We start from the raw sequence: 13,976 nt of genomic DNA on the forward strand, positions 1-13,976 counted from the left end.
ATAAATTGAACTTTAAATCGTTAGTGTTTTGCAAAAAGTAAGCTTTAATATAATTGAGTACTTATTAATTAGTTCCGATTTTTACAATTTTATTTTAAGTTCATAAAGTAATATTAAATACAAGAAAGGCAAAGAGGTCTAGCTTCAAAGAAGAAGTTAGATCTATTTTTTTATAAAAAATAATTATATTTATAGGAGGTAATGAGAATATGAACGAAACAAAAATAGATTTCTTATATTTAAATGAAGACGATATGATTAAGGCTGGAGTTAAAGAAATGGCTGGATGTGTAGAGGCCATGGAAGAAATGTTCAAGTTATTAAAAATTGGAGATTATCGCATGGGTGGGCCTAATGGAAATTCACACGGAGTTATGATGGTTTTCCCTGAAGAATCACCATTCTCTAATATGCCTAAGGATGGTCCAGACAGAAGATTTATGGCAATGCCTGCTTATTTAGGCGGTAAGTTTGATATGGCCGGAATGAAATGGTATGGTTCAAATACAGAAAATAGGGATAAGGGGCTTCCAAGATCAATACTTATGTTAACTTTAAATGACAAAGATACTGGAGCTCCAATTGCATATATGTCAGCAAATATTTTAAGTGCTTATAGAACAGGTGCAGTTCCAGGTGTTGGGGTGAAATATTTTGCTAAAGAAGATTCAAAGGTTGTCGGAATTATTGGACCAGGGGTTATGAGTAAAACAGCATTTGCAGCAACTATGGCTGTTAGATCGGAAATTGGAATTGTAAAAATAAAAGGAAGAAGTAAAAAATCAATTGATGGATTTATAAAGTACCTTAATGAAGACTATCCACAAATTAAAGACATCATTGTTGTAGACACAATAGAAGATGCTGTTAGAGATTGTGATATTGTGCATATTGCTACATCAAGTCCAACGGGTGATATAAATGAATATCCATATATAAATGAAGAATGGATTAAACCAGGTGCAGTATTATGTTGTCCAGCAGCAGCAAGATTTGATGATGATTTTATTTTAAATAGAGCAAGAACTGTTACAGATAATATTCAATTGTATGAAGCTTGGGAAGAAGAAATGGAGTTCCCAGCATATAATTCTATTCCAATTCCAGCAGTACATTGTATGGACTTAATTGCAGAAGGCAAAATGAGCAAAGAACAAGTTGATGATTTAGGGGATGTATTAATTGGTAAAGTGCCGGTACATCGCAAGGAAGATGAAATTGTTATTTATTCAGTTGGTGGTATGCCAGTAGAAGATGTTGCATGGGGGACTATAGTTTATAGAAATGCTATTGAAAAAGGAATTGGGACTAAGCTAAATCTTTGGGATGAGCCACAATTAGCTTAAGTTTAATTATTACAGTTGAAAGGAGATCTTTATATGAGAATTGAAAAGCATCCAATTTTAGGTGAGCCTAATAAAGGACGTTTAGTGAATTTTGAATTTGATGGGAAAGCATTTGAAGGATATGAAGGAGAACCAATAGCAGCAGCACTAAGAGCCGCGGGTGTATTAGTTCATAGACATACTAAAAAAGGATCACCAAGAGGCATATTCTGTGCTATTGGTAGATGTACAGACTGCGTAATGGTAGTTGATGGTAAGCCAAATGTAAGAACTTGTGTAACACCTCTTATAGAAGGTATGAAGGTTCAAACGCAATATGGTGTTTCAGCCCAAAAAGAAGCATAAAATTTTTATGAAAGGATAGGTATTCGTATGAAAAGATATGATTGTATTGTTGTTGGAGCAGGGCCAGCGGGTCTGTCAGCAGCTATAGAAGCAGCAAAAAGAGGACTAAAGGTTGTTGTATTTGATGAAAATTTTAAGTCTGGTGGACAACTATTTAAGCAAATACACAAGTTCTTTGGATCAAAAGAGCATAGAGCAAAAATTAGAGGCTTTAAAATAGGTGAAGAGCTTTTACAAGAAGCAAATGATGCGGGAGTAGAAGTTGTTTTGAATGCTATAGTTATTGGTCTTTATTTAGATAAAGAAGTTACTGTAAAGATAGATGATGAAGTTATTCATTATAAAGGAGACGCAGTAATAATTGCAACAGGTGCATCTGAGAATATGGTTACTTTCGATGGATGGACACTTCCAGGAGTAATTGGTGCAGGTGCAGCCCAAACAATGATGAATCTTCATGGAGTACAACCAGGAAAGAAAATTCTTATGCTTGGCAGCGGAAATGTTGGAGTAGTTGTAGGATATCAACTTATGCAAGCAGGCTGTGAAGTAGTTGCAATAGTAGATGCGGCACCTAGAATCGGAGGATATGGTGTTCATGCTGCTAAGGTGGCTAGATGCGGAGTTCCTTTTTATTTATCTCACACTATAATCAAAGCGGAAGGTGAAGAATGTGTAACAGGAGTTACTATTGGTGAAGTTGATAGCAGCTGGCAGATAATACCTGGAACAGAAAAATATTTTGATGTTGATACTATATGCCTTGCAGTAGGACTTTCTCCTATGTCCCAGCTTACTAAAATGGCTGGCTGCATTATGGAGGAAAATCCTAAAAAGGGTGGGTATGTTCCTGTTTGTGATGAATATGGTGAGACTTCAATTAAAGGAATATTTGCAGCAGGTGATGTTTCAGGAATTGAAGAAGCAAGTTCGGCAATGATAGAAGGAAGAATTGCAGGGGTAGCAGCTTCTTATAGATTGGGATTTATTGACAAAGAAGAATTAGAAGAAAAGGCAGAGGAATTGGAAAAGGCATTATCTAGTTTAAGACAAGGTATGTTTGGTCCAGAAAATAAAGGAAAAGATATTGAAAAAACAGATGAAGGCTTTGAGGTTTCAAAAAATCTTCTTAAGAAAGGATATTTAACTGATGAAGAAGTGATAAAATATCCAGGGGTTAAGTCTATGAAGGGAATACATCCAGTTATAGAATGTTCACAAAATATTCCTTGTAATCCATGTCAAGATGCGTGCCCTAAAAGCTGTATCAAGATTGGAATAAATATTACATCTCTTCCAGTTGTTGATGAAGAATCAACATGTATTGGCTGTGGAATGTGCGTTGCATCTTGTTCTGGACAATCAATTTTCCTTGTGAATGAAGATTTTGAAGAAGGTTATACTTCAGTTACTCTTCCGTATGAATTTTTACCGCTGCCAGAAAAAGGTGCAAAAGGCATTGGACTCGATAGAAGTGGAAAAGAAGCATGTGAAGTGGAAGTAGTAGATGTTAAATCTGTTAAAGCCTTTGATAACACAAACTTATTAACAATAAAGGTTCCAAGTGAAATGGGAATGAAAGTAAGATTCTTTAAGCAGGCATAGGAGGTAAGATTATGAGTAAAGTAAATGATAGATCAAGAGATATAGGTGAATTTATTTCGCAGCCTGATGATGATATGATAATCTGCCGCTGTGAAGAAATTACAAAGGGTGAAATACGAAAAGCAGTACATGATGGTATGTTTACCATAACTGAAATTAGAAGATATTTAAGAACAGGTATGGGCCTTTGTCAGGGACAAACCTGCGGTAAATTGGTTAAGGGGATTGTGGCAAGAGAGCTTAAAATATCACCTTTAGAATTAGAGCCAGCAGTATCGCGTGCACCTATGAGACCTATAGAAATGGGAGTCTTCGGAAATGAACAAGTAGGAGGTAAATAGCATGAAAAATAGTGCAGATGTAATAATCATTGGAAGTGGTGTAATTGGAAATGCAGCAGCATACTACTTATCAAAAAAAGGCCATTCTGTTATTGTCCTCGATAAAGGTGACAGTATTGGAGATGGAGGTTCAACAAGAAATGGCGGAGGAGTTCGTCAATCAGGACGTGATAAGAGAGAACTTCCACTTGCCATGTATGGTATAAAAAATCTTTGGCCTAATCTTTCAGAAGAATTAGGAGTCGATGTAGAATATTATCAAGAAGGTAATTTAAGATTAGGTAAAACAGTAGAGCATATGAAGATATTAACTAATCTTGCAAAGAATGCTCAGGATTGTGGGCTTGAGGTAAACATAATCTCTGGAGATGAGGTAAGAGAAATTAATCCATATCTTTCAGAGGAAGTTATAGGTGCAAGCTGGTGTCCTACTGATGGACATGCCAATCCTTTAACTACAACTTTAGGTTTTTATCGTGAAGCAAGAGAATTAGGTGCTCGTTTTATTACAGGAGAAGAAGTTGTTGAAATTAGAAAAATAAAAGGAAGAGCTAGGAAGGTAGTAACTAAGAATAATGTATATGAAGGAAATCATATAATTCTTGCAGCAGGCTATGAAAGCCGAAGGATAGCTGCTACAGTTGGGATAGATATTCCAATGAATAAAGTTTTGTTAGAAGTTCTTGTTACAGAAGCTCAAAAGCCAATGTTTTACCAAATGCTTGGTACTGCTGAAGCGGATTTTTATGGGCATCAAAGTAAACACGGTTCCTTTGTATTTGGTGGTGCATCAGGTTATGAAGCGCTTAATAAGGATAATGGAACACCAACTACAGCAAGTATTACAGCTTCATGTATATGTAGAGGAATAATGAAGTATTTTCCAGATTTAAAAGATGCCAAGATAGTTCGTACTTGGGCAGGCTGGATAGATGATTGTAAAGATCATGTACCTGTGATAAGTCAGGTAGAAGAAGCTCCTGGACTTATACTTGCCTGTGCATTTTGTGGGCATGGCTTTGGAATTTCTCCAACAGTAGGCATGCTTTTATCAGAAATGGTAGAAGGAAATGGAACTACTCTTGATATAAGATCCTTCCGCTATGATAGGTTTAAAGCTAAGATTTAGATATCAAATAATAAAAGATTAATTATTTAGTAATTATAAGATATAGTTTGATTTTTCAGTATGAGATTTTTTGTGAATAGTGTCAAAGAAGGAGAATTAATATGGATTTAACGAGAACAAATTATTCATCAGGCGCTCCATTAGAAGAAAAAACAGGATATTCTAGAATGGTAAAGGTAGGGCCATTTGTTTATATCGGAGGTACTACTTCTGTACAGCCTGATGGCACAGTGTATGGTGAGGGCAGTGCTTATGAGCAGACAAAATATATTTTAGAAAAGTTAGTAAAATTATTAGAGAAATCGGGTTCTAAAAAAGAAGAAGTAATTAGAATAAAAGGTTATACAACTGATATGAAGTATGGAGCTGAAATTGCAAGGGCTTATTCAGAGATTTTTCATGATATCAAACCGCTTTTTACAATGGTTGGTACTCCTATGCTTAATAGGCCTTCTCAGTTAATTGAAATAGAAATGGATGCAGTAATTATAACTAATGAACAATAAGAAAGCTTAGAAATACGAAAGAAAATACCAAGTCTAAATGGCCAAGGAGATCGACTTGGCTATTTTTTTATAATGATTTATTTGATAAATATATGCCATAATTAACAATCCGCAAAGTTCAATTGATAGATTCAACTTAAATCCTTACAGAATTTTTCAAAATGCAGAATTATTATTGCAATATATAGAATTAAAAATAAATTTATTCCTACATAACCATGAAAAATGTATTCTCAATATAAAATAAATAATGTATAGTTGATATAAATATCTGTTTTTTAAAGTTAGTGATTAAATATTGAATTATTAATAATTATCAGTAAAAATACGTGATAGTTTTTTTAAAATACTTAAGAATAAGTGAAATTTAATTAAAAGCTGTATATATGAATTTTGATTATATTTTTACTTTTAAAAGATGATTTTACAAACCAAGGAAATTTTGATTTATATAGGAAAAGAAGTGGAGTGGAGGAAATATGGCAGTAGAAACAAAAGGAAATATTATTAGGCCTAAGCAGCCATACTTTGTAATGACTACATCTCATTATTATAAGGCAGTTATAATGAATTACGGAATTTCTCATTTCTATTGCTTCCAAAAAGAAGATATTATAGAAAGACCTTTTATCGCGGTACCAGATGGATGTATTGACATCTTATTCTGTTGTGATGATAAGGCTCCATATGCACATATATGTGGAACAGTTCTTCGTCCAACCTTGACCCATAATAGTGAAAATAAATACTTCTTTGGAGTAAGATTTTTACCAGGAAGCCCATTTAAATTCAAAAATATCACCATGTCAGACTTGGTTGAACAGGAAATTCCATTTTTAGAAGTGATAAAAGATAATGAATTGTTTGAAAAAATTACCTCAAGCAGAGATTTCAATCATCAGATACAGGTGTTTTTAGACAGATATATAAAGCTTTATGCTAATTTTAATGAAATAAATAAATATAAAGATCTAAAGAAATATATGTTGAATAACATTATGCAGACAGCAGGAAAAATTAAAATTAATGAACTTGCAGAGGCAACTGGATATTCAGTTAGATATATAAATAAGACATTTTCGGAGGAGTTTGGATTATCTCCGAAAGTATTTTGTAAACTTATGCGGTTTCAATATTTATTAAGTACTTTAAATGAGCTAGATAAAGATATATTTGAATCTAATTTAGCACAGATTTCTATGGATCTAGGATATTATGATCAGTCTCATATGATTAAGGATTTTCACGAATTTACAAATACAACACCTAAGATGTATATAAAGTCATTAAAAGAATCCGAATATAAAAAACGAATAATTATCATATAGTAAATAAAAAGTAAAAGGAATATTCAGAGCAACAGATGCTTTGAGTATTCCTTTTTTATAAGTACGTTGCAGCTGCTTAGGCTGCTTTGCTTTTTTGAATATTCTTAACTTAATTCTAACTGTGGGACAGGATTTCTAAAGAATTTTGTGACACCTGCTAAATATAAGCAGCCAACTAACAGCCAAATTGCTCCAATTAAATGTGCATTTGCATCCAGATTAATAAAGATCCACATAGTTACTGCTAAGCCAATCGTAGGACATATTCCATAATTTATTATTTTCTTTTGTAAGCTGATTGGTTCATCATTTTTTAGTAAAAATCTACTGATTACTGCAATATTTAATAAGATAAAGCCTAGTAAAGCACCAAAGCTTACGATTGAAGTAATGAAGTCAAGAGAACAGAAGAGAGAAATAGGTGTTATAATGATTCCTACTAATACAGTAGCAACTATTGGACTTTGTGTTTTTTTACTGATATATGCAAGTTGCTTTGGCAATACTCCATCTCGTCCCATTGCAAAAAGTACTCTTGCAACTGCAACTTGTGAAGCTTGTGTTGTTGCTATTCCAAAGGAAACTATCAATGTAATTGTTGTTAATATATTAAGCCATGTTCCACCTACAAAGGTAACAACATCTGTAAAAGCAGTATCAGGATTTAAGTCTTGATAATTAGGATAAGCCATTCCTGCAAAAAAAGTAGTTGCAATAAATATTAGTCCAATAATTAAAATCGAAAGTATAATTGCTTTTCCTACAGATTTCTCGGGATTAATAGTTTCTTCTGCCAAGGTACTAATAGCATCGTACCCTAAATAGCTAAGAATAACGATACCTGTTGCTTTTAGGATGCTAGACAAGTCAAACTGCTCAGGATTATAAAATGAAATCATGCTAAAATGAATTGTTCCATTAAGTAAAAGTCTTATAGTACATCCTATAAAGGCTATAATCACAATAATTTGCAATGTAAATAGTATCCAACTGCATTTAGACATCAAATCTACACCTAAAACATTAATTACTGTACTAAAGACGATAAATATTAGTATCCAAGTCCAAGCAGGAACAGAAGGGATAAGTGCATTGCCATAAATACTCCCAATAATAACAACAGTTGCTGGCATTAAGAAATAATCTAATAATATGGCCCAGCCAGTTAGAAAACCTAATGCAGGTGATACACCTTTTTGAACATATACATATACAGAACCTGCCGTTGGAAACTTCTGTGCCATTACCCTGTAACTCATTCCAGTAAAGAACATAGCCACCATTCCTATCAAATAACATAATGCAACCATTCCACCAGATGGTCCTAAATATACACCATACATGCCTGCAGGAGCTAGAGGTATCATAAATACCAAACCAAAAATTACCAGATCGCTTGTTTTTAAAGTTCGTTTTAATTTTCCATGTTCCATAATAAACGCCTCCATTATATTCCAAATTATAAAAGGCAAGGGTATTCTGCTAAGCAGAGCACCCTTGCCCTAAATCCAATAAAAATTACTTTTAAATATATGTTTGTGAGAAGCTTCTTTCTGTTATAATAGCAAATTTAAATTTTTAAAGATTGTAAATTTCGGAACAAAAGATTTAAATGGTATTTATTAATTTAAATAATATACTAAATATTATGATAAGTTGAATAATAAGTAATATTCATTTAGTAATCACTATGGTTCTTAAAGGAATTTTAAAATATTTAGATATCAAGCTAATTAATACAATCAAATTCTCTATAATTTTTAACCATACTATATAGGTATTTTAATATAAATTACAGTTCCAAGTCCTAATTTGCTATTTATAAGGAGACCAAAATTATCTCCATAGGTTAACTTAAGACGTTTATTTGTATTAAACAAGCCAATATGATTTGAGTATTCACCGTCAAAATTAAGCTTGTCTCTTATGCTCTTAAGGTTCTGTGTATCAATTCCAATGCCGTTGTCAATAATTACGAGTGTTAATAGATCATTTTTGAGTAATATTTTAATTTTAATCTTACCTTTTCCATCTTTATTTTTAATGCCGTGATATATAGAATTCTCAACCAATGGCTGTATCAATAATTTAATTGTGTGGACAGGTTCTACATTCTTATTATAGGTCCATAATACATCAAATTTATCTGCATATCTTATCATTTGAATATCTAGATAAGTTTTAGTGTATCTAATTTCGTCGCCAACAGAAACTTTACCGCAAGGAGTTGTTAAGGAGTAGTCTAATATACTAGATAGATTTTCTATCATCCTAATAGGTTTACTATTACTCCCGGTTGCCTTTATTACTTCCCAATATATTGTGTGTAATGTGTTATATAAAAAATGAGGATTTATTTGAGACTGCAATGCAATAAGTTCCATATTTTCTAATTTATATTTTCTTTCAGATAACTGCACCTTTAAATAGTCTTGTTCAATAAATGTAGTAATCAGATTTTCTATAATATAACTAAATTCATTTTTTGCATTGCTATTAATTACAGGAAGAGTCTGATTTTTCTTAGCTGAATCAATTATTGATATAATATTCGAAATTTGTTTGTAATTTTTTCTAGTAAGATAAAAGGTTAAAATTAATCCTAAAATAAATGAAACTAATAATAATATAATAGTATATTTACCTAATCTTATAGAAACATAATATAAAGCATCCTCTGGAATTATAGATATATAATTCCATGAAAATCTGTCAGAATGAATAATTGTTTTACTTAAAAATTTATTTTCTGATGTAGAGTAAACTACATTAGTATTCGATTTTAATAGTTCATTAATACCAAAATTATTTATATTATTAGAAGTTTTGTTACTGATAATTTCACTATTGTTTCCATCTAATATAAATATCTTTTGTTCAGGTGCAGTAACAGATTTATTTAGTAAATCTTGTATGTAATCAGCTTTAATATTTAAAACTATCACACCATTATTAAGAGCCATTCTTTTATAAACTGTTATAAGTTTTGTCTCTTTTTCTTCAAAGTCATATTGCTTTACATCCCTTGTTTCTATCCATAATTTTTCATTTGATGGATGATTCAAATAGTTCTTGTACCAAGAGCTATCAAAGTAATTGTTTAGATTTGTTATACCATTATTAGTTGTATAAAACCTACCATTTTCATTTTCATAGTAAATATGTATGGAATAAATGTAAGGTTTTGAATTAGCAAATGAATTCAGAAAGAAGCAAATTTTATCTGTATTTATCAAATCTGATGAATATATTGTTTCTTCTTTTAAAACATTTTTTAAAGTAAAAGCAATATTAGAATTATAATCAAATTGAATATTTAGGGTATCGATTTCATTAAAAATCAGGTCAATATTAGATTTTGTTTGATTTAGAAGATCCGTATTATTTTGAGCTATTTGGTTTTTTATATATCCTTGGGTAATAGCTATTGACAAAGAGCCTAATAGTAGTGTTGGTATTAGTAAAGGAATTAAAAATATAATCAAATTTTTTCTGAAAAAATTCTTATTCAAAAAATTCATCACCTTTCAAAAGGCTTAGGATTAATAGTATCTTTTTGATTTCTATATTCCTTGGGACTCTTGCCATAATAGTTTTTAAAAGTTCTAGTAAAATTTTTCGTATTACTATAGCCAACCATTTCACTAATTTCATAAGTTTTATATCTTATATCATTTAGTAACTCAGCAGCGCGATTCATTTTCACCCTTATTAAGTAATTAGAAAAACGCTCTCCAGTTTTTTGTTTAAAAAATTGACTTAGATAGTTAGGATTCATGTGAACTGATTCAGCAATGTCTTCAAGCCTTGCATCTTTATAGTGTTCACTCACATAATTTTTGACAAATGATATAATTTTTGAGTTATAACTTGATGAGTCTTTAAAATTATTTATATCCTCATCCAAAACTTTATCTACATTAGGTGAACATTCGCTGTCCAAGCTTTTTTTTAAAGAAGAAAAAACTTCAAAAATTTCATTGTATTTTGAAGGCTTTACAATATAATCACTAACTCCATAAACTAGAGCGCTATGTGCATATTCAAAGTCCTTATATGCACTTAGAAAGATAACTTTTATTTTTAGCTTACGATTAAATATCTCTTTTGCAAGGCCAATGCCATCTAAAAACGGCATTTTTATATCGCAAAGGATTACATTTACAGGAGTATTTAAAATGTACTCTAAGGCAAGTTTTCCATTCTCTAATTGATCAACAATTTCAAAACCTAAATCATTCCATGGAAAATAGCTGCATAGTAAGTTTCTTGATTCACTTTCATCATCGACTACAAGTAGTTTGTACATTATTATGTTCCCCCTATCAAGATGTTTTCAAAGAGTCATATGATTGAGTCTAATGTTATAATTACTGTAAATTTAATGTTTTATCAAAGCAAGACTACGGCTTATATTATATGGTTAAGTAGTCATTAAGATTTTACCATATAACAACCAAAATTGCATATACAAAACAGCAAGTGCACTGAAACCTATGAGAAAGTGATGCTAATAATAAGAAGATGATACTTTTTATAAGAAAAAGATACCTTTTTTAATTAGTCATTAGGAAGTTCTGTTTTAAAGATACCATTTATAATGATAGATATCTTATGTAAATAATTACATTTGTGCTAGAATAGCATTAATGTATATTGAGAAGATACATAGTTTAATTTTATTTGCAAAAAATGAGCAATTAAGTTAAGACTAGTAATAAGTAATATTAAGCATAGGAGTGTTTGGTATGTGTAATGAATATTATAATATTAATAAAATAATAGAAGGGGTATATCATATAAGTGATCCCAATAATATATGCTGCACATTAATTGTGGGAAATAAAAAAGCATTACTATTTGATACAGGTTATGGAATTGGGGATTTAAAACAAGTAATTAAATCTATAACTGACTTACCTATTGTTGTAGTCAACAGCCATGGACATCTTGATCATATGGGAGGTAATTATCAGTTTGATGAAATACATATTCATGAAGATGATATATCATTAGCGAAGCATATTCTTTTATCAGATAAGAGAAAATCAACTGTGGATAGTTATAAAAAAAATATAGGACTTCCAAAAGATTTTAGGGAAGAAGAATATATAAATAGGGAGTGTAATATAGATTTTATTCCAGTAAAAGAAGGAGAAGTGTTTGATGTGGGGGGATATGAACTTGAAGTAATTTATTGTAAAGGACATACAGCTGGGTGTATTTCATTAATTGAAAGGAAAAACAAGCTGTTGCTCTCTGGAGATACAATATTGCAGCATGTATGGATGTTTCTAGAAGAAAGTAGAAAAATGAGTGAATATATTGAGAGCCTTAAAAAGTTAGACGAATCAGAGGTTAATATTATTCTTACCTCTCATTCTAGTGAACCCTATAGCAAAGAGTTATTAAGTAATTTAATCCATTGTGTTAATAATATTAATGTTTCTAAAAGTACACCATATTTTAATGAAGCATATCCATATAAGGCATTTATGTATTCTGAAGGTGGAGAGCCTTTTGTTACTCCAGACTATGTTTCTATTGTATTTAGAGAGGATAAATTGTAATATTACAAAAATTTAAAGTATAAAAATCATAAATATATGCTCGCCTTTATAGAAACAGCTAAAATGATAAAACTGTATTTATAAGGTGAGTATTCTATTTTTAATACATTTTAAATAGCGCATATATTTATGATTATAAGAAAATGATGCATTTTATAAGATAAAGATACTTTTTTTAAGTGAACTATAAAAAAGTCCTGTTAAAACGATACCATTTATAATAATAGGTCACTTATGTAAATAATTACATGTATGATAGAATAACATTAAAGCTGCAGCAATAACAGTGAAATCTCTGGTGCATTTAGCACTATATAAAATTAGGAGGATATTTATGAAAAATAGAAAAAAAATCATTAGTATTTTATGTGCTTTTTCAATAGCCACATCTATGTTTATAGGTTGTGGAGGTGCTTCAAAAGATGCTGGTAAAGATAGTAGCAAAGGAGATCAGGTAACTCTAAGATTCTCTTGGTGGGGAAGTGATACGCGCCATAAGGCAACTTTAGAAGCAATAGATTTATACATGAAACAAAATCCTAATGTAAAGATAGAAGCAGAATATGGTGGAGTTGATGGGTATCAGGATAAGTTATCAACTCAGTTAGGCGGTGGTACTGCACCAGATCTTATTCAAGTAGACAACCCTTGGATTTATGATTATGCAAAACAAGGAGAAATGTTTTATGATTTAAATGAATTTAAAGACATAATTGACATGAGTGGATTCGATAAAAAATTCTTAGATGGATATTGTACACTTAATGGAAAAATTCAAGGTCTACCAATGGGGTTAAATGCATTAACTATAGTCTACAACAAGGATATAATGAAAAACGCTAATGCTGATATAACTAAAGATTTAGATTGGGACAAATTAATTGAAGAAGGCAAGAAAGTTCATGCACAAAATAGTAATAACTATTTATTGAATGCTGAACAAAATAACTTTTTAGATTTTATTATTATGCCATATGTTATTCAAAAGACTGGTCAGCAATGGGTAAAAGATGATTATACAATGGGATTTGATAAAGCTACACTTACTCAAGCATTTGAACTTGAAAGGAAACTATTTGATGAAGGTATTGTACAACCAGCAGAACAAAGCTTTACATTCAAATCTAAGCCAGAGCAAAATACTGCATGGATAAATAAGCAGTTTGGTGGGACTATTAATTGGGCAGCTGGTTTGGGTGTACTTCTTGGTACTTTAGGAGATAGTGCTGATGTTACATTATTCCCAGTACCTAAAGATGCAAAGAATTCAGGAATAGTAGTAAGACCTGCGACTTTACTTTGTATTAATAAAAAATCTCCTAATGCAAAAGAAGCAGCAAAGTTTATGAACTTTTTCTTTAACGATAAGGAAGCAGCTAAAATTTTAGGAGATGTTAGATCTATACCTCCTGTAGAGGCTTCAAGAAAGGCTGCATTAGATGCAAACAAAGTAAATCCATTATCAGTAAAAGCTGTTGAGCAAGCAACAAAAAACCCAGGGCTAATATACAATGGTGTTTCTAGTAATTCAGAATTAAGAAATATTTTATTAACTGAAATTGAAAATGTTGCATATAAAAAGTTTGCACCTGACCAAGCAGCAGATGACATGATTAAACTTTATGAAAGTAAGCTAAAAGAATTAAAGAGTGCTGCAAACTAGAATTAATTAGTCAATGTATGGCAATGTAGTAATTAGAAGCTTCAGCATAGATATTAACCAAATTGATTATTGGGTGTTTCTAATGAAGGATTAATATATTATGCTGGAGCTCATCTATTAGTAAATAATTAGCATTGCAAGAG

At 31.1% G+C, this 13,976-nt stretch carries 12 protein-coding genes; 9 read left to right on the plus strand and 3 right to left on the minus strand.

Features of this window, described 5'->3' with window-relative positions; translation table 11 throughout:
- Positions 1 to 209 precede the first annotated feature (209 nt).
- The 7 genes from L1S46_RS05060 to L1S46_RS05090 all read left to right on the plus strand — a co-directional run bounded on the left by L1S46_RS05060 (position 210) and on the right by L1S46_RS05090 (position 6,600).
- The gene (locus L1S46_RS05060) at positions 210 to 1,346 is read left to right on the plus strand and encodes a tyramine oxidase subunit B (RefSeq protein WP_238899405.1); all 1,137 of its coding nucleotides are present in this window, start codon (positions 210 to 212) and stop codon (positions 1,344 to 1,346) included.
- A gap of 33 nt (positions 1,347 to 1,379) precedes the next feature.
- Positions 1,380 to 1,691: a (2Fe-2S)-binding protein gene (locus L1S46_RS05065; RefSeq protein WP_238899406.1), complete on the plus strand. Its 312-nt coding sequence runs from the start codon at positions 1,380 to 1,382 to the stop codon at positions 1,689 to 1,691.
- A gap of 27 nt (positions 1,692 to 1,718) precedes the next feature.
- Entirely contained in the window at positions 1,719 to 3,296 is a 1,578-nt protein-coding gene (locus L1S46_RS05070; protein WP_238899407.1) for an FAD-dependent oxidoreductase, read from the plus strand.
- 11 nt (positions 3,297 to 3,307) lie between these two features.
- Positions 3,308 to 3,637, plus strand: coding sequence for a (2Fe-2S)-binding protein (locus L1S46_RS05075; protein WP_238899408.1), 330 nt, complete (start codon positions 3,308 to 3,310; stop codon positions 3,635 to 3,637).
- Position 3,638: 1 nt separating this feature from the next.
- Positions 3,639 to 4,766, plus strand: a complete 1,128-nt coding sequence (locus tag L1S46_RS05080) for an FAD-binding oxidoreductase (RefSeq protein WP_238899409.1) — start codon at positions 3,639 to 3,641, stop codon at positions 4,764 to 4,766.
- A gap of 101 nt (positions 4,767 to 4,867) precedes the next feature.
- Entirely contained in the window at positions 4,868 to 5,272 is a 405-nt protein-coding gene (locus L1S46_RS05085) for a Rid family hydrolase (RefSeq protein WP_017209423.1), read from the plus strand.
- A gap of 479 nt (positions 5,273 to 5,751) precedes the next feature.
- Positions 5,752 to 6,600, plus strand: coding sequence for a helix-turn-helix domain-containing protein (locus L1S46_RS05090; protein WP_238899410.1), 849 nt, complete (start codon positions 5,752 to 5,754; stop codon positions 6,598 to 6,600).
- Between the two features lie 104 nt (positions 6,601 to 6,704).
- Here L1S46_RS05090 and L1S46_RS05095 read toward each other — a convergent pair whose 3' ends face one another.
- The 3 genes from L1S46_RS05095 to L1S46_RS05105 all read right to left on the minus strand — a co-directional run bounded on the left by L1S46_RS05095 (position 6,705) and on the right by L1S46_RS05105 (position 10,909).
- A complete protein-coding gene (locus L1S46_RS05095) occupies positions 6,705 to 8,033 on the minus strand; it encodes an APC family permease (protein ID WP_238899411.1) in 1,329 nt (442 codons plus the stop codon).
- Positions 8,034 to 8,369: 336 nt separating this feature from the next.
- A complete protein-coding gene (locus tag L1S46_RS05100; RefSeq protein WP_238899412.1) occupies positions 8,370 to 10,121 on the minus strand; it encodes a sensor histidine kinase in 1,752 nt (583 codons plus the stop codon).
- A complete protein-coding gene (locus L1S46_RS05105) occupies positions 10,121 to 10,909 on the minus strand; it encodes a response regulator (RefSeq protein ID WP_077304349.1) in 789 nt (262 codons plus the stop codon). The genes L1S46_RS05100 and L1S46_RS05105 overlap by 1 nt, the downstream gene beginning before the upstream one ends.
- 439 nt (positions 10,910 to 11,348) lie before the next feature.
- On the opposite strand from L1S46_RS05105, the gene L1S46_RS05110 reads away from it, so the two are divergent.
- Both L1S46_RS05110 and L1S46_RS05115 read left to right on the plus strand, forming a co-directional pair.
- Entirely contained in the window at positions 11,349 to 12,170 is an 822-nt protein-coding gene (locus L1S46_RS05110; RefSeq protein WP_238899413.1) for an MBL fold metallo-hydrolase, read from the plus strand.
- A 334-nt stretch (positions 12,171 to 12,504) separates the two neighbouring features.
- A complete protein-coding gene (locus L1S46_RS05115; RefSeq protein WP_077855585.1) occupies positions 12,505 to 13,833 on the plus strand; it encodes an ABC transporter substrate-binding protein in 1,329 nt (442 codons plus the stop codon).
- Positions 13,834 to 13,976 lie beyond the last annotated feature (143 nt).

The sequence above is a fragment of the Clostridium sp. YIM B02500 genome (genome assembly GCF_022324665.1).
GTDB lineage: Bacteria > Bacillota > Clostridia > Clostridiales > Clostridiaceae > Clostridium > Clostridium beijerinckii.